The following is a 17339-nucleotide window of genomic DNA, read 5'->3' on the forward strand; positions in this document are numbered from 1 at the left end:
GGTGCGGTGGTGAGCGGGTCCGTGCACCGGTTGCTGGCCGACCTCGCCGGGCGGGAGGTGTCCGCCGACGACGTGGTGACCGTTGACGTCGCGCGGGTGATGGCGCACGACGGGTCGGGGCCGGTAATCGCGGAGACCCTGCGGCGGCACGGCATCTCTTCCCTCGCTGCGGCCGACCGCGCGGTCTTCGTGTTCGACCACTACTACCCGCCGAGCTCCGTGCGGGAAGCCACCCTGCAATCGCGGGCGCGGGCATTCGCGGCGGAATACGGCATCCCGGTACACGCGGGCGAGGGGATCGCGCACCAACTGCTGCCGGAGCTCGGTCTCGTCCACCCGGGCACCGTGGTGGTGGGCGCGGACTCGCACACCTGCACCGGCGGCGCGTTCGGGGCGCTGGCCATCGGCCTCGGCGCGACCGACGTGGCGGCCGTGCTCGCGACCGGGCGGTTGTGGCTCGAAGTGCCCCCCATTCTGCGGATCCGGCTCACCGGCCAACTGCGCGCGCCGGCGACCGGGCAGGACCTCGCGCTGCGGGTGGTCGAGGCGGTCGGCACGAGCGGCGCGCTGGGAACGGCCCTGGAGTTCTTCGGTCCCGCGGTGGCCGGGCTGCCCATCCCAGACCGGATGAAGCTCGCGAACCACGCGGTGGAGATGGGCGCCGTGTGCGGCCTCTTCGGCGTGGACGAGACGTGCCGCCGGTGGCTCGCGGACCGCGGGGCCGACCTCACCCACTGCGACCGGGTCGCCGGGACCGACGACGACGGATCGTGGGACGTCTCGATCGACCTCGCCGACGTCGAGCCGGTGGTGGCGCTGCCGTCCCGGCCGGACAAGGTGAGGCTGCTGAGCGCGATCGACCGGACACCGGTGGACCAGGTGTTCATCGGGTCCTGCGCGGGCGGCCGACTGGAGGACCTGCACGAGGCCGCAGACGTGCTCCGCGGCCACCGGGTGGCGGACGGGGTGCGGCTGCTGGTCGGGCCCGCGTCCGCCGAGGTGCTGCGACAGGCGACGGCGGACGGCACGATCGGCACCCTGCTCGAAGCGGGCGCGACGCTGCTGCCGCCCGGCTGCGGTGCGTGCCTCGGTCGCTCCGGGACGCTCGGTGACGACGACGTCTGCGTGTCGACCCAGAACCGCAACTTCGTCGGGCGGTCGGGCAGCGCGTCGGCCCGGATCTTCCTCGGCTCACCGACCACGGCGGCTGGCGCGGCCCTCGACGGCAACCTGGGTGGAGGCGACCGGTGATCGTTCGAGGACGGGTGTTCGCCCTGCCGGAGGAACTCCGGGACGACCTGAACACCGACGCGATCCTGCCCGCCGCGTTCCTCCGGCTGCCGGAGGAGGAGTTGGGTGACCACGCCTTCCACAACGTGCTGCCGGGTTTCCGCGAGCGGCTGGCCGGGCGCACCGTCCTGGTCGGCGGCTCGAACCTCGGTTGCGGTTCGAGCCGGGAGCAGGCGCCGAAGGCGCTGCTGGGCTGCGGGGTGCGGCTGATCGTCGCGGAGAGCTTCGGGAACATCTTCTTCCGCAACGCGCTCAACCTCGGGCTGGGACTACTCAAGGTGGCGTGCAGCTCCGCGTTCGCGGAGCTGCACGATGCGGAGCTGTCCGCCGACCTGGCCACCGGGACAGTCACCGCGCCGGGTGCCGACCTCCGGGGGACGCCGCTCACACCGCACCTGATGAGGATCGTGCGAGCCGGTGGCATCCTCCCACTGCTCTGCCAGGACCCGACGGCACTCGCGGGGTGAACGCCGGGCACGGACCCGCAGGCCGACTCGTGCACTGGGCGGCGGTGACGCCGGACGCCGTCGCCCTGCACGAGCCGGACGGCGCCACGTGGACGTACCGCCGCCTGTACGAGACCGTGCGTGGCTGTGCCTTCTCGCTGCGAGGCCAGGGGATCGGGCCTGGTGACGTGGTGTGCACGGCGACCGCCGACCCGGTGGCGGCGCGGTTGCTGCGCTGGAGTGCCAACCTCGCGGGCGCGGTCGACGCGCTCCTCGACCCGGCGCTGCCCACCGCCGAGCTGGCGGCCAGGGCGGGTGCGGTCCGCGCTGCGGCCGTGCTCACCGGAACCGATCTGGCCGCGCTGGTGTGCGTGGGTCGGGACGGCGCACCTGGGTCCGCGAATGCGGTCGCGCCGACTGGGCCGGGCACGCCGGCGCGGGTGCTGTTCACCACGGGCAGCACCGGCACCGCCCGTGCCGTGCTCCAGCTCGCCGGTCAGCTGGACAGCGCCGCGGCGTCCAACGTGGCCGGACGCGGCATCACTGGTCGCGACGTGCTGCTGTGCGCGCTGCCGCCGCACCACGCTGCAGGCTCCCTGTTCGAGGACAGCGCACTGACCGTCGGCGGTGGCCTCCGGCTGCTGCCCGCGCCAGGGTCGGCCGGGTTGGCGGCGGGGCTGAGCGCCGGTCCAGCCACGGTCGCCACGGTGGTCCCCGCCCTGCTGGCGGGCCTCGCGGACCGCGCGGGCGGGCTCACCGCGCTGAACCGGTTGCGGCTGCTCAACTACGCGGGCGAGGCCATCGACGCGGAACTGCTCCGACAGCTTCTGGAGGTCTACCGGGGGCGGGTGACGCGCGGCTACGGCCTGACCGAGGCCGGGCCGCTGGTGTCGATCCTGCCGGACTCAGCGCACCGGGGCGCCACGCTGCCCGCGCCCGGAGACGTCGGCGTGCCCGCGCCGAACGTGGAGGTGCGCGTCGCGCCGGGGACGGGGGAACTGCACGTGCGCTCCCCCCACGTGATGGCCGGTTACCTCGGCGACCCGGTCGTGACCCGGGAACGGCTGAGGGACGGCTGGTTGGCGACCGGCGACATCGCCGAATGGCGGGGCGGGGGACTACGCCTGCTGGGCAGACTGGGCAACCGGATCCGCAGCGGCGGAGAATGGGTGTCCCTCGACCAGGTCCAGCGGTGCCTGGCCGAGGCCCCCGGTGTCGCTGGCGCGGCGGTCGTGGCGATCGCGCACCCGAGGTGGGGGCAGCGGCCGGTGGCGTTCGTGGCGGTGCGAGCCGGGTTCGCGCAGGAGGAGTTGCGCGCCCGCGTCGCCGCGACGCTCGCCAGGCCGTCGTGGCCCGACCGGGTGCACGTCCTGGAGGAGCTGCCCAGGACCGGTCACGGCAAGCTCGACCACGAGGCCATGCGCCGCATGGCCTCGTGCGAGTCGTCCGGCGACGTGGTCGAGTTCGGGACGCGTTGACCTCTTGAGGTGCTGCGGGGGGCGGGTCACCCGGCGGTGCCGCCCCATGTTCCCACCGTGCCGTCCCCACCGGTTCCGGCACGAGACGGGTCGGTCAGCGGACGAGGGCCTCCGCGACCACCTCGGCGAAGCGATCCACCTGCTCGTCCGTCTGGTCGCCCGCATACAGCCGCAGGAACGGTGGCTCCGTCTCCGCCATGCTCGCCGCGGCGGACACGCGCGGCGCGGAGAAGCCGAAGCTGACCCCCTTGGTCACGTGCAGGCCGAGGCGCTTCGAACCAGCGACCACGTGGTCCAACAGCGGTTCCAGCTCGGTGTGGTGGTTGCGCCCCGGTTCGTGGAAGACGTAGGTCACGCACCCGCCGGCGTAAGGCAGTTTCCGTGCGATCGCCACGTCGGGATGGCTGTCGTGGCCGGGGTAGCACACCATTCCCAGTTCCCGGACCCTCGGGTCGTCGTGGAGCCGCGTGGCCAGCCGCAGCGCGTTCGCGCCGATGCGGCGCATCCGGCGGCGGAACAGCGTCCGGTCGTACCGGGGGAAGAGATCCGCGTAGTGGCGGTAGAGGATCGTCCCGGTGTTGCGGCGCAGCCGGTCGAAGTGCGCCCTGAGCTGGACCGGGTACACGAGCAGGCCCGCCATCCCCGCGTCGAGCCCGAGCTGGAGGTACTTCGAACAGCTCTCGTAGTACAGCACCTCGACCAGGCCGCCGCCGACCAGCGCCCCGGCGGGCATCGCGCCGGAGAGCATGGTGCCATCGACGACCACTGTGATCGGTTCGGTGACCGTCGACCGCAACCGGTCGAGGACCGCGGGCAGGTCGACCATCCGCTGCACGGCCGTGTTCGCGACCGGATCGATGAACAGGCAGCGCGGTCGGTGCGCGCGCACGGCGGCGATGATCTCCTCGGTGCTGTACCTGGGGGCCCGTTCGAACCGGAGGAACGGCAGGGCGGCCAGCTGCTCGTCGGCCTCGAAGTAGACATAGGGCGCGCGCAGGACCGTGTCGCCCGCCTTGAGCCTGGCGCGCAGGAGGAACGACTCCAGCAAGGTGTACGCGGCCATCCCGGAGGAGGTGACGCTGACTGCGTGCTCGTCCGGTCGCAGGTCGAGCACTTCCATGAGTTGGCTCTCGACCCGTTGGACGGACTTGCTCTCGTACCGCTCGTAGTTGACGGTCGGGGAGTCCTGGACACCGGTGTCGAAGAACTGCGCGACCCGGGACTGTGCGTAGGAGGGCGAACACCACTCCAGCGCGCCTCGGACGTGCGCGACCGTGGCGAGCCCGAACCGCAGCACCGCTTGGTCGAGCGCGAACCGGTCGGCGCCGCCCTCACCGTCGTCCGCCGGCGAGTCCCGCTGCCAGCGGATCCGCTGCCGGGTGTCCTCCGCGAGGTCGCGTAGCCGTCGCACCAGCGCCTCGTCCACGACCAGGTCGTTTTCCGCGGCGTAGTCGACGTGCTCGTCGAGGCTGTGGACGGCGGCCCCCAGCTCGTCGAGGCATGTGGAGAGTTGGTCGGTCAGCTCGCCCAGCCGGTCACCGAGGTCGTCCCGTTCGGTGGCCCGTTCCCTGACCGGGCGCGCGCGAAGGACCGGCATGTCGGTCACCCGCCGGCCTCGCAGGTCCAACAGGCGCACCAGGTCCGGGTCGCGGTAGGGGAAGCGCTGGATGCGGGACAGGGTGCCGTGCGTGAGGTTCCCGCCGCACAGGGGGATACCCACCGGTCCGGTCAGCCGCCCCTGCTGGGCCAGCCGCAGGCAGGCGATCACCCCGGCGGCGCCCGCCGGTTCGACCAGGATGCTCTCGTGCACTAGGAGCGCCAGCGTGGCGGCCGCCAGCTCCTCCTCGCTGAGGGTGATCGTCTCGGCCACGTAGCGGCGCACCAGCGGGTAGGTGATTGAGTCCGCCTCCAGGTTCACGGCGAGCCCGTCGGCGAACGTCGGCTGGTGCACGACGCGGACGATCCCGCCAGCCGCGAGGCTGGCGGTCATCGTGGCGTACCGGCTCGGCTCGCAACCGATCAGCTCGACGTCGCGGTGGGCGGCCTCGGCACCGATGCCCAGGCCCGAAATAAGCCCACCGCCGCCGATCGGGGCGATCATCGTGGTCAGCGACGGCACGTCGGAGAGGAACTCCAGCGCGATGGTGGACGCGCCAGCGACCACGTCGCGGTTGTTGTAAGGCGAGATGTAGTCCAGGTCGTTCGCCTCGGCGAGCCCGCGCACATGCTCGATCGCATCCTCCAGCGCGTTGCCGTGCTCGATCAGCCCGGCCCCGGTGGCGAGGATCCGCTCCCGCTTCAGCCTGCTGGCCACAACCGGCACGCAGATGTTGGCCTTCTTGCCCAGCTGTCGGGCGGCCTCCGCCACGGCGAGCCCGTGGTTGCCCGCCGACGCGGCGATCACCGGCTGGCCCGAGCCGCGGGCGACCGCGAGGTACGCGCCCCGGAACTTGAAGGAGCCGGTGTGCTGGGTGGACTCCAGCTTGGCCCAGACCGGCACCCCGACCAGCCGTTCCAGCCAGGGCAGCGCCCGGACAGCGGTGTGCGACACGTGCCCATCGAGGTCGGCTGTCGCACGCAGCGGGTCGATGCCGTGCGTGCCGTCCAGGTCCACCATGGTCGCCGGTGTGCGCACCGTCTTGCCTCCCATTCGTCATCGGGCTTTCGGAGCGTTCATGGCTCTCGTCCTCGGCAGCCACCTCGGGACCCGCGCACGGTAGTCGCGGTAGGGCTCTCCGAGCACCGTTTCCAGGGACCGCTCCTCCACCACGACCCGGGCACCGATCGCGGCCGTGGTGGCGGCGGCCACTGCGGTGGCGGTCCACCACGCGCCGACGCTGACCGCTGGCGCCACGTTGAGCAGGAACAGCCCGAGGTAGGAGGGGTGCCGGACCACCGCGTACACACCGCAGTCGCAGACCTGCTGGTCGTCGGTGACCCGGACGTGCCCGGTGAAGAACTCGCCGAGGGTCCGCACGGCGGTGATCCGCATCACCGCGCCGCCCGCGAGCAATCCGGTGCCGAGCAGCAGCGCCGCCCGCGACCGCCGCGTCGGGCGCAGCGCGGTCGTCGCGATCGGCGCCCACCAGGCGAGCAGGTGAACGCCGACGAGGCCGCGCCGGGTTCCCCGGTCTTGCGTGCCGCCGCCGGCGGCGCGGTTGGCCGACTCGTGCTCGGCCAGCGCCTCGACGAGCGTCCAACCGGCCAGCCCGAGCAGCGGCAGGGCGACGTCCGGCCTGCGGAGCCGGGGCGCCGCGAGGACGGCGGCGGCTGGCGGCAGGGCGCGCGTGAGGACAAGGCGGACCATGCGAGTCGCCTTCATGAGGTTGACGGGTTCAGACACGGTGGGTCCCCTTGCGCACCAGGAACGGTCCGATGAACAGCAGGTCGAGGCCGGACGTCGCGAAGCAGCGCAGCGCGTCCTCCGGTGTGCACACGATGGGTTCGTCGTGGACGTTGAACGAGGTGTTCACCACCATCGGGGTGCCGGTGAGGTCGCGGAAGCGCTCGATGAGCCTGCGGAACGAGGCCACCGGCCAGTCCGCTGGCACGGTCTGAGGGCGCGCGGTCCCGTCCACGTGCACGACCGCGGGGACCTCCCGGGCCGCCAGGGCCGTCACGCGGGTGATCTCGCCCATCCGTCGGCTGCGGTCGAGGTGGAAGTAGTGGCTCGACTCCTCCTCCAGCACTGACGGCGCGAACGGGCGGTAGGACTCCCGCCGCTTGACCGACGCGTTAATCCGGTCGCGGGTCTCGGCTGACCTCGGGTCGCCGAGGATGGACCGTGCGCCGAGCGCGCGTTCGCCGAACTCCATGCGGCCGTCGAACCAGCCGACGACCCGGCCGCCGGCGATGGCCTCGGCCGCCGCCGAGGCCACGTCCGCGCAGTGCTCGTGGTGCCAGCCGCTGGCGACGAGCAACTCCTCGATCTCCCCGTCGCTGAAGCGCGGCCCGAGGAACGGGTCGACGAGCGCGGCCGGGCGGGGCACCGCGCGGCCGCTGCGGCGCAGCAGGGCCAACGCCGCTCCGACGCTCGCGCCTGCGTCGGTGGGGGCGAGCGGCACGTGGAGCTGGTCGACCAGCCCTTCCGCCCGCAGCCTGCCAATAGCCCGCGCGTTCATCGCGACTCCGCCCGTGATCACCAGCCTGCGCGCACCGGTTCGGGCCACCAGCCTGCGCACCAGTCCGGTGATCGCCCGTTCGAGCGAGTTCTGGGCCGCGTAGGCGAAGTCGCGGGCCTCCTGGGTGAAGCGGCCGTCCTCGCGGAATCCGCCGCGCAGTTCGGCCGCGGCGCGCTCGGCGAGCCAGGGCAGGTCCGCCGTCGAGCACCGCTCCGGGCGCAGCAACCCCGTGTTGACCTGGTAGCGCCCATCGGGCAGCACCCGCATCAGCCGTTCGACCCGGCGGGTGGCGCGCGCGTCGGGCCGGCCGTAGGAGGCCAGTCCCATCACCTTGTACTCGTCGGACAGCGCGGAGCCGCCGAGCAGTTGCGTGACCGCGCCGAAGAAGACGCCGAGCGAGTTGGGGAAGGGGAAGGACTCCAGCTCCACCGGCTCGGTCGTCGCGCCGCCGAGCCGGTACAGGGTGGTGGCGGCGATCTCGCCGCGCCCATCGACCACCAGCCCCGCGTCCGGTTCGAACGGCGCGCTGAGCACCGCTGCGGCCAGGTGGGCCTCGTGGTGGGCGACGGGCCGGATCGGCGGCAGGGCGCTAACGTCCCCGGCACGGTGCACGGCCAGTTCCCGCGCCAGCAGGGCGGGCGCGCGGAGGGTGCCCAGCCGTTGCCGCAGGATCCGCAGCATCCCGCCGGGGTTGGCTGGCAGCTGCGCCGCACTGTGCCACATGGTCCGGGCGAACTGCCCCCGGTCGTCCCAGTAGAATGCGATGTCGCTGACGTCGTCCATGGTCAGACCGGCGTGCGCGAGCACGAAGTCGATCGATCGGTGCGGGAAGGCGATCGTCCGCTTCTGCCGGTTGAGCCGTTCCTCCTCGACCGCGGCCACGAGCTCGCCGTCGACGACGAGGCAGGCCGCCGGGTCGTGCGACAGACCGGTCAGGCCGAGCACGACATCGTGACGGTCGCCGGAACCGCTCATCCCGCCACCGCCTCTGCCGCCGCCAGCAGGGAGTCGAGCCGCCTCACGACGTCGTCGTACACCTCGACCGTGCGCCACCGCGTCGCGGGTGCCCCGGCGCGGCGGTCGAGGTGGGCGTTGACCGCGGTCCTCAACGCCGCCGCGAACGCGTGGTGACCGAGCCGCTCGACGAGCAGCGCCGCCGACAGCATCATCGCCACCGGGTCCGCGGTGCCGGTGCCCGCGATGTCGGGCGCTGAGCCGTGGATCGGTTCGGCGAGCGGCGGCCCATCGCCGGTGGTCAACGACGGCACCAGGCCCAGCCCGCCGGCCAGCGCCGCGCCGACGTCGGACAGGATGTCGCCGACGTGGCTGGTCATGACCATGACGTCGTACCGGTCAGGATCGGCCACCAGGTGGTAGCCGGCCGCGTCGGACAGCGCCTCCTCGTGCGCCACGCCGGCTTTCGCCAACTCCTCGATGGCGGTCGCCCTGAACAGCCCGTCACTGTGGCGGAGTACGTTGGCCTTGTGGACCACGGTCACCACCCCGCGTCGCGTCGCGGCGATCGAGGCCGCCGCTGCGGCGAGCTGACGGGTGATGGTCCGGGTGATGCGGTAGTCGGCCCGGTAGCCGTCCGGGATGGGGCGTTCGACCTCGCTGTAGAGGCCCTCGACGCAGTCCCGGACCATGATCACGTCGAGGTCACCGCCGGGACGCCGGCAGTGCCGGATGTTGGCCACGAGCCGGAGTTGCCTCCGCAGGAGCAGGATCGGGCTCTGGTAGCTCTCCGGCGGTGGTGACGGCGTGCCGGTCGCGCCGAACAGCACGCCGTCGGCGGTGCGAGCCAGCTCCAGCGTCGGTTCGTCGATCGTCCGGCCCGTATCCAACCAGGCCCCGTACCCGGCGGGCCGTTCGAGCACCTGCAGCGCCGAGTCCCTGGCCAGCAACCGGAGTGTGGGCGCCATGACCTCGGGGCCGACGCCGTCACCTGCGAGTGCGACCACCCGTGTCGGCCTGGTCATCAGTACCGCGCCGACGAGTTGATCTGCGGCGTCTCCCCGGTGCGGCGGTACGGCGAGGTGAACTCGTCCACCGCGCCGGTCGCCCCGGTCGCGTCACAGGCGAGTCGCCGGAACCGGTCGAGGGTGTCCTGCCGCTGCCCACCGGCGAGCTCCTCCCTGGCCAGGCTGTTGTGCAGGATTCCGAGCCTGGTCACCTCGTCGACCGAGTACCCGTGGTCCAGCAGGATCTTCGTAACCGACGAGCCCCGGTCGATGTAGGCGGCGTTGGTGACCTCGGTGAAGATGCGGGAGCACTCGTCGATCGCCTGACGGCAGTCCATGGTGAGGTGTCGCCAGTCATTGAAACCGCCGGACAACCCGAAGTTCTGCGCTTCCCTGGCGACGGGCGAGTTGGGGAAGACGAACAGCGGCGAGTGTACGTAGCTGTGGATGCCGGAGTTGTTGAGGAAGTCGATGGTCTTGTCAACCGACTTGGCCGTCTCACCGGGAAAACCGGTGAGGATGAACGCGAAGCCCAGGATGCCGTTGTCGCGCAGGTTCTGCGCCGCGGCCCAGTTGTGCGCTTCCTTCGTCCCCTTGAGCATGTTGTCCAGCACCTGCTGGTCGGCCGACTCGACCCCGACCAGTACGAGTTGGCAGCCCGCGTCGCGGAGGTACCGCGTGCACTCCGCGGTCAGCGTCGTCGAGCGGAGGTAGGCCGTCCACGGCCTGTCGAAGCCGATGTCCATCATGCCCTGGCACACCGAGATGAGGTGCTTCTTGTTAAGGAACAGCGTGTCGTCGACGAAGCGGACCGACCGCGTGGACGGCGACCGCATGATCCGGCGGAGCTGGGAGATGACCGTGTCGACCGACATCAGGTCGACCTTCTGGTCGTTGTAGCTCGGGAAGGTGCAGAACTTGCACTTGAACGGGCAGCCCCGACCGGTGCGGATGTTCACCGAGCTGCGCAGCACGTACGGCGGCAGCTCGTCCCAGCGCACTGCGTCGGCGTTCAGGTCCAGGCCGTCGTGGGGGTCGGAGCGGGTGCGCAGGAAGCCGGAGCCGTCGTCGAGCGCGAGGTTGGGGAGGTCGGTCAGGGACTCGCCCCGGAACAGCCGACCGATAGCGGCGAGCATCGTGCGCTCCCCGTTGGGGGACAACACGAGCGCGTCGGCGACGCGCGCGGCCTCGTGGATCTCCGACTCGTGGGCGAACTGGGTCAGCTTGGCGCCACCGACGATCACCTTGACCGCGGGGTTCCAGTCCTTCAGCACCTTGACGACCCGGACGATGGTGGCCGCGCTCGTGATGAACGTGGAGGACAGCAGCACCACGTCGGTCGCCCGGACGAGGTCCCGGGCCCGGTCGGCCTCGAAGTCAATGTTGTCGACCAGTTCGACGCGGTTCGCGTAGCCGTGCCTGCGGAGCAGGTCGAACAGGTAGACACCGTTCAGCGAGCACGAGTTGTGCTCGCTGACAAAGGACTCGACCCCGGCCGCCGACCGGCTGTGGTTCACCGCGTCGATGATCTCTCTGCGCTGTCCGTCGAGCTGGGGGATCATGCTGACGTACCGGTCGAGGTAGTGGTTGTTGTTCTGTTCGAGCACATCCGGGTCGGTCGCGGTCAGCCGGTAGTGGTCGAGCGTCTCGCCGACGGTCTGACACGCGTTCGCGATCACTACCAGCCGGGTGTCCACCGGATCCGGCAGATCCGAGCCCTTGATGACGTCGAGTTGCAGTGGCAACATGCGGCGCTCTCCCTTGGGGTTGGCACCTGCCGGTAGGGCCGTCAGCCGTACGGGCCGTGCTCGTGCATGCCCAGCAGCCTCTGCCGCCGCGGAGTGGCGCGGTCGAGGATCTCCTGGGGGATGACATGGTTGACGTACGGGTGGAACCGTTGTGCGATGTACCGGCGACCGTAGGTGACCTGGAGGACGTGCCGGTGCCGGTCGTCGGTGAGGTTCGTGGCCCCCCGGTGCCAGGTCTGACCGTTGAGCAGGAGGCAGTCGCCCGCGCTCGAGGTCAGGGTCTCGTAGCCGCGCCCGTCCCAGACGAGTTCCGCCTCGGTCTGCGGCGGGAGCCGCCCGCTGCGGTGGCTGCCCGGCACGACCTGTGTCGGTCCGAGTTCGAGCGGCACGTCGTCGAGGTAGTACAGCGCGGTCACGATGTAGCACGGCATCTCGATCCGGGGATCAAGGAGCACGCCCTCCGGCAGGGGGAACAGCACCGTCTCGTCGACGTGCCAGCGGTCGATCCCGCTGTTCGGTCCGGTGTAGACGGTGTTGTTGGCGATCACGTGGCAGTTGTCGCCCAGGAGCGCTTCCGCGACGTCCACGGCGGGCTCGCGGTCGAGCATTGCCTCGAACTCCGGGCCGCGGCGGAACATCTGGTGCCGGTGGAACCGGGTGGGGTTGCCGGTCGGGCAGGGCGCTCGGTGCGCTTCGCGCACACCACGCCGGAGCGGTTCCACCTCCTCGGCGGACAGCGCGCCGCGCAGCATCACGAATCCGTCGACGAGGAATCGCGACGCGAGCTCGGCCGTGTCCAGTCGAACCTGCGAGCTGTCGGTCGAAGCCATTTCGGTTGTCGCCCCGGTCCGCACGACCCCTCCTCGAGAAGAACTGCCCGACTCCGTCACCGCATACGGATTCATCCGTTCTCGCGCAGCGTATGGTCGATGGTTCGCCGCCGTCATGTAGCAGGTATGGGGGACATCCCGCGCACAGCTGCGGTGAGCCGAGTGCTCACGCGTGCGCGCGGAGTTCCGCGAGGCGGCGCCGCAGGTGCTCGAGCACGGCCGTCTCGTCGTCGTCGAGGTCATCGCGGTCGAGGTAGTGCGGTGGCACCACGGACAGGTCCGGGCGGCTCGCGCACCACACCCCCGTCGGACCGGTGATGGTGTCCCGTCGCGTCCCGTCGATGACCTGCCAGCTCCGCTTCGGCGGGGAGATCGCGGTGAGCGTGTAACCCCGCCCGTTGAGCCATCCCTGGTCCGCGGTCCGCTCGGGCGCGTCGAGCGGAAGGCGCACCGCCACGGTGCAGCTCCCGAGCGATTCGGCGGCCCGCACCCCGTCGGTGAAGGACGACACGTGCGCGCTGACCTCGTGCGTACGGGAGGGGCGCACGGTGGCGTGGTTGGTCGGGACGAGGTCGGCGGACGGTGGGGCGATCAGCGTCGATCGGGTGGCGGTGGGTCGCGTCCCGCTGCGGACCTGGGTGTTGACCGGTGCCCCGGTGTTGAGTCGGACCAGTGCCGCGGCGAAGTCGGCGTCGTCCGGGTCGGCGAACCACCACGGTTCGCCGACCGCCAACGCGCGGCGCAGGTCGTCCGGGTCGCGGTTGCTCTCCCGCAACTCCGTGCACTCCAGCACGCCCCCTTGCATGACGTAGAACGGTACGATTCCCCAGTACCGCGACCGGACGTGCGCGCAGTGGATGTGCTGGACGGCCTCCCCGCCGCGGACGGGGGGCGCCGAAGCCCGGTTGCGCGCCGCGAGCAGCAGCGTGTGGTAGCGGTCGTGCACGCTGCGGTCCGCGCCGGAGTGGTAACCGATCATCCGGTGCAGGATGGCGGGCACGGCGCCGACGGTCTGGTCCATGCTGCCGGACCGGCACAGCTCGCCCTGCCCTGGGCCGAACTCGTGCTCCGCCGACAGCACCGTCACCGTACCCAGGGCGAGGTCGGGCACCGGCGCGTCGTCCGGATCGCGCAGCACGGCCCGCGCGGCCGCCACCTGGTCGGGCGCACCCCAGAACCAGATGTGCTCGTCGCCGCGGCGGATCTGCTCGACGAGCCGGTCGAGCTCGAAGGAGTCGGTGTGGTAATCACCCTGGTAGGTGCGCAGCAACACCGACAGCCGCAGCCGCACCGACCGGAGGGGCGACCGCCGGGTCTCGGTCGGGTCGACGAACATCGTGGTGGCGTCGAACACGCGATCCGCGAGTGTTTGCCGCATGGCGTCGAGCAGGTCGGCCCGAGAGCCCACCGGGACGGCCAGCACTCGGGTGCTCACGGCGACACCGCTGGCCGTGCGCGGCTGTCGAGCAGCACTTCGAGGGAGCGGAACGACCGCATGTTGGCGGTGGGCCACCGCCGTGGCTCGGCCACCAGTTGCATGTCTGGGAAGCGCTCCGCCAATCGCTGTGTCGCCGTCCGCGCCTCCAGCAGTGCCAAACCCGCGCCTAGGCAGTGGTGCACGCCCCAGTCGAAGCCGAGCGTCTGCCTGGGCGTACGGTCGGCCCGGAACTCGTCGGGGCTGGCGAACTGCTCCGGGTCGCGGTTGCCTGCGGCGAGCACGGCGATCACGAAATCGCTTTCCGCGATGCGGTGACCGCCGAGCCGCACCGTGCGCAGGGCGTGCTGGCCGGTGCTCTGGACCGGCGGGTCGGTGCGCAGCACCTCGCCCACCGTGGCGGCGACGAGGCCCAGGTCCTCGGCCAGCCGGCCCAGCGCCGGGCCGTCGCCGCCGAGTACCGCTGTGAGCACGCTCCCCAACAGGCTCGCGGTCGTCTGGTAGCTCGCGTTGAATACCTGGAACACGAGTGGCACGATCTCGTCCTCCTCGATCTCACCGGATTCGGCGGCGTTCAGCAGGAACGAGATCAGGTCCTCCTGGGCGGACCTGCGGCGCTGGTCCACGAGCACTCGCAGGCACTGTTCGATCTCGGTCGCACCCGCTTCGGCGCGCCTGATGTGCTCCGGGGGGCGCGCGTTCGAGCAGCAGGTTGAACTCCTTGGTCTGCTTCCGGAAGTCGCCGAACGGCCACCGCTCCCCCCGGAGGACTGGTTGCACCACGCCGAGCGGGAGCCGGTCGGCGAACCCCTCGATCAGGTCGACCGGGTGTTCCCGGAGCAGCGCGTCGAGCAGGTCGTCGACCACGCGGCGGATCGAGCTGGCCATGACCGCGACCCGGTCCGGGGTGAACCAGGCGGCGACGACCCGGTGGGACCGGGTGTGGTGCGGCGGGTTGAGCACGAGGAGGGGCTGGCTGAGTAGCCGCAGCGCGGGGTGGGCCCGCCAGCCAGCGCCCCCCCGCAGGACCGACACCTGGCCTCCGCGTCGACGCCGAACGCCGGGGCGCGCAGCACCGCGAGGCAGCTGGCCCAGCTCGTCACCACCCACACGCCGTCCTCGACCCGCAGGACCGGTCTGGCGTCGCTCAACCGCCGCAGCGGCGCGGCGCGGCGGGCGGGTGCGGCGGTCGAGCGGTCCGGGTGCGGACGGCTCACCGGCCCCTGTCGTCCCGTCATCACGGTGACGCCGGAACCTGGGAGTCCCGGACGAGGTCGGTGGTGACCTGGGCGGTCTCCGGCGCGGCGAGCAGTTCCGCCCAGTCCGCGTCGAGCCGGGTGACCAGGTGCTCCTGGCCGGTGGGCACCGGTGAGCGTCCTCTGGAGAGCACCTGGTGGATCGGCACGTGTGCCAAGGGCACGGGGGCCCGGCTGGCGCACAGCAGGTAGCGGCTGAAGACGGTGAACCGCTCGATCAGCTCCGCGCCCAGCTCGACCGGGATTTTCCAGTGCGCCAGTGCCGACGGGACCAGTGGCGCGTAGAGCCGGTGCAGCTCGGTCAGCAGGTCCCCGAGGTCGCCGCGGTGACGACGGGCGAGGTCGTCGCCGCGCGACAGGGTCGCCGCAACGAGCTCGGGCGGAACGCCCTGTCGGATGGCGTGCACCGCGCGCTCGAACTGCATGTGCACGTGATCCGCGTCCACGACGTCAGGGTCGAACAGGACGACGGTGGGCGTCGCCCCCGTGTTGACCGCGATCTCCTTCGCCACCCGGCAGGCGAGCCCTGCGCCACCGCACCTGGCGAGGACCGCCCGGACCCTGTGACCGGCGGTGGTGACGTCCTGGACCACCCGACGTGCGTACTCGTCCGGTCGCAGTCGGTCGTCCGCCAGGTCTTCGACGATCGCGGGCTGGCACTCGAGCACCGCCAACTCGGCCGGCAGGGACCGGGCCAGTTCGGGGAAGCTCGCGACCTGCCTTCCCTCGGTGAAGTCGATCCCGACCACGGCCGTGCCCGTCATGCCCGGCTTCAGCACCTTCGTATAGGTCGGCACGCGTCGCTCCTCGATTGCCCGTGCGGTTTTCGCGACCGTAACGACGTGGGCCAGCACGCGGCTTGTCGCCGATATACGGGACGCAGTCGTGAACGCGCCCCCACCTTACGGTCGTGCACTGTGACCGCACCCGCTAGCGCATATCGGGACTGTTCCGCAGAAATCGCGTTGTTGTCGCGGATCTGCGAGGAGGTCCTCGAACTGGACCAGGTCTCGACGGAGGCCAGCTTCTGTTCCCTCGGCGGGAATTCGATCACGGCGCTCGCCGTGGTGGCCCAACTCGGCGCGGCGGGCCTGTCGCTCAGGCTCGCCGACATCCTGGCGGCGTCACCGCTCGACGAGGTCGCCGCCCGCATCGCGAGCCCCGGCGCGCCCGCGGAGGCGGAGGACGAGGAGCCCGGTGCCGAACTCGCGCTGACCCCGCCGCAGCGGGTGCTGATGTCGTTGCCCAACCGGAGCGTCGCTCGCGGCGCCGACCTCATCGAATACCTCAAGCTCGACGTGTTCGAGGTGACCGGTCGAGGGGTGACGCCGGAGGCGGCCACCCACGCGCTGCGCGCGTTGGTGGAACGGCACGACGCGCTCCGGACGCGGCTCGCCACCGACAGGAGGATTTTGCTCGACCTGCCGCTCCTGGAGTTCGTCGTCGACCCGGTGTTCGTGCACGACGGGACGACCCCGTTGAACGACGTCATCATCGAGCTGCTGCCCGAGTACCGCTCGACACGAGATCCGCTCGTGCGCCTCTGTCTCGTCGAGGACGTCGTGGCGGGCCGCGTGCTGCTCCTCTTCGCCGCCCACCACCTGGTCTGCGACCTGATCTCGTGGCAGGTGCTGTGCCGCGACCTCGACACCGTGCTCGACCAGCTCCTCGCCGGGCGACCGGCGGCACTGCCCGCCGTGGGCGCGACCTGGGGTCGGTGGGCGCGGGCGGTGGAGCGGTACGAGCGTGACGGGCGCGTGTTGGACGAGCTGCCCTACTGGGCGGGCCTGCCCGTGGAACGCGTGACCGACGTGCCGCTGGACCTGCCCGCGGGCAGCAACTCGTTCGAGCTCCAGGACGGCGTGGTCGCACGGTCGGACCACTCCGAAGGGCTCCCCGGACAGGTGGTGATCGCCGCGCTCGCCGACGTGCTCGCCGACTGGCAGGGCAACGACACCGTCCTGATCGACACGCGGTACCACGGCCGTCACGTCCCGGAACTCGGCACGGACGTCGCCGGCACCGTCGGCGCGTTCACCCTGGCCCACCCGCTGCTGCTGAGGCTGCCCCGCGACGTGGACGACGAATCGCTCGTCACGGAGGTCCTCCGGCAGTTGGAGGCTGTCCCGTCGGCGGGACTGGGGTACGGCCTGCTGCGCCGTCCCCTCGGTGAGCCCCACCCGGCGATCGATCGGTTCCCGTCGGCCCAGGTCCTGCTGGACTACTACGGGGGGCGGTTCTGGCGGCCGGGAGGGCAGGCGGCCGTGCTGCGCCCGAGCGGAGTCGCACTGGTGCGGCGGCGCCACCCCGGCGGCACCAGGCCGTACGTCTTCCGCGTCCACGTGTCGACCGGCCCGGAAACCCTGGACGTGAGTTGGGAGTTCAGCCGTGGGCTGCACGAACCGGCTACGGTGGTGCGCCTCGCCCAGGCGATGGTCGACCGGATCGCGGCCTTGGCGGCCGCACACGCCGGGGATCGGACGCACCGCGGTTAGGACGCCCGCAGGCGTCCGAACCGCAGTGAAAGGGCTCAAGGGCTTTCACGACCCACAGGTCCGCCGACGGCGGCTTCTCCGGTGGCGTGATATTCGCTCACCGGGTACGGGTGGCCGGCCCTCGGGCGCCCGTGCCACCCGGTCGTGTGATCGCGGTCGTGCGGCGATTCCCCACACCTGCGGGACTTCCACGCCCACGTCGGCGTCCTCGACGGCGCGGGTGCTCCCGGTCGGCTACGCTCGAATGTGGGACGCGTGCGCAGTTTAAGAGGGATGTGA

14 protein-coding genes are annotated in these 17339 nt (G+C 71.6%); 5 read left to right on the forward strand and 9 right to left on the reverse strand.

The annotated features are described in order from the left end of the window. Window positions 1-9 precede the first annotated feature (9 nt). Genes LV78_RS29380 through LV78_RS29390 form a run of 3 tightly spaced genes read left to right on the forward strand, consistent with a single transcriptional unit; the run spans window position 10 to window position 3214 of the window. On the forward strand, window positions 10-1251 hold the full coding sequence (locus LV78_RS29380) for an aconitase/3-isopropylmalate dehydratase large subunit family protein (protein ID WP_253849017.1): 1242 nt from the start codon (window positions 10-12) through the stop codon (window positions 1249-1251). Then, window positions 1248-1757, forward strand: a complete 510-nt coding sequence (locus tag LV78_RS29385) for a LeuD/DmdB family oxidoreductase small subunit (RefSeq protein WP_253849019.1) — start codon at window positions 1248-1250, stop codon at window positions 1755-1757. The genes LV78_RS29380 and LV78_RS29385 overlap by 4 nt, the downstream gene beginning before the upstream one ends. 44 nt (window positions 1758-1801) lie before the next feature. Next, window positions 1802-3214 (forward strand): class I adenylate-forming enzyme family protein, encoded by a 1413-nt coding sequence (locus tag LV78_RS29390; protein WP_253849020.1) that lies wholly within the window; start codon window positions 1802-1804, stop codon window positions 3212-3214. Between the two features lie 94 nt (window positions 3215-3308). On the opposite strand, the gene LV78_RS29395 is transcribed toward LV78_RS29390, so the two are convergent. From LV78_RS29395 to LV78_RS29430, 8 genes are all read right to left on the reverse strand, one after another. Next, the gene (locus tag LV78_RS29395) at window positions 3309-5849 is read right to left on the reverse strand and encodes a pyridoxal-phosphate dependent enzyme (RefSeq protein ID WP_253849022.1); all 2541 of its coding nucleotides are present in this window, start codon (window positions 5847-5849) and stop codon (window positions 3309-3311) included. Window positions 5850-5867: 18 nt separating this feature from the next. Beyond that, a complete protein-coding gene (locus LV78_RS29400; protein ID WP_253849024.1) occupies window positions 5868-6557 on the reverse strand; it encodes a methyltransferase family protein in 690 nt (229 codons plus the stop codon). Beyond that, a complete protein-coding gene (locus tag LV78_RS29405) occupies window positions 6550-8310 on the reverse strand; it encodes a carbamoyltransferase family protein (protein ID WP_253849026.1) in 1761 nt (586 codons plus the stop codon). Before LV78_RS29405 ends, LV78_RS29400 begins: the two co-directional genes overlap by 8 nt. Further along, a complete protein-coding gene (locus tag LV78_RS29410) occupies window positions 8307-9314 on the reverse strand; it encodes an isocitrate/isopropylmalate family dehydrogenase (protein ID WP_253849028.1) in 1008 nt (335 codons plus the stop codon). The genes LV78_RS29405 and LV78_RS29410 overlap by 4 nt, the downstream gene beginning before the upstream one ends. Then, on the reverse strand, window positions 9314-11044 hold the full coding sequence (locus LV78_RS29415; protein ID WP_253849030.1) for a B12-binding domain-containing radical SAM protein: 1731 nt from the start codon (window positions 11042-11044) through the stop codon (window positions 9314-9316). The genes LV78_RS29410 and LV78_RS29415 overlap by 1 nt, the downstream gene beginning before the upstream one ends. Window positions 11045-11085: 41 nt before the next feature. After that, entirely contained in the window at window positions 11086-11898 is an 813-nt protein-coding gene (locus LV78_RS29420) for a phytanoyl-CoA dioxygenase family protein (RefSeq protein ID WP_253849032.1), read from the reverse strand. A 142-nt stretch (window positions 11899-12040) separates the two neighbouring features. Then, on the reverse strand, window positions 12041-13309 hold the full coding sequence (locus tag LV78_RS29425) for a hypothetical protein (protein WP_253849034.1): 1269 nt from the start codon (window positions 13307-13309) through the stop codon (window positions 12041-12043). Then, window positions 13306-13941, reverse strand: coding sequence for a cytochrome P450 (locus LV78_RS29430; protein WP_253849036.1), 636 nt, complete (start codon window positions 13939-13941; stop codon window positions 13306-13308). Before LV78_RS29430 ends, LV78_RS29425 begins: the two co-directional genes overlap by 4 nt. Before the next feature lie 142 nt (window positions 13942-14083). Here LV78_RS29430 and LV78_RS29435 point away from each other — a divergent pair, with 142 nt between their 5' ends. After that, window positions 14084-14293: a hypothetical protein gene (locus LV78_RS29435; protein WP_253849037.1), complete on the forward strand. Its 210-nt coding sequence runs from the start codon at window positions 14084-14086 to the stop codon at window positions 14291-14293. 253 nt (window positions 14294-14546) lie between these two features. On the opposite strand, the gene LV78_RS29440 is transcribed toward LV78_RS29435, so the two are convergent. Then, window positions 14547-15362, reverse strand: coding sequence for a hypothetical protein (locus tag LV78_RS29440; protein ID WP_253849038.1), 816 nt, complete (start codon window positions 15360-15362; stop codon window positions 14547-14549). Between the two features lie 171 nt (window positions 15363-15533). On the opposite strand from LV78_RS29440, the gene LV78_RS29445 reads away from it, so the two are divergent. Then, window positions 15534-17060: a condensation domain-containing protein gene (locus LV78_RS29445; RefSeq protein ID WP_253849041.1), complete on the forward strand. Its 1527-nt coding sequence runs from the start codon at window positions 15534-15536 to the stop codon at window positions 17058-17060. Window positions 17061-17339 lie beyond the last annotated feature (279 nt).

This window comes from Actinosynnema pretiosum, from assembly GCF_024171695.1.
GTDB lineage: Bacteria > Actinomycetota > Actinomycetes > Mycobacteriales > Pseudonocardiaceae > Actinosynnema > Actinosynnema pretiosum.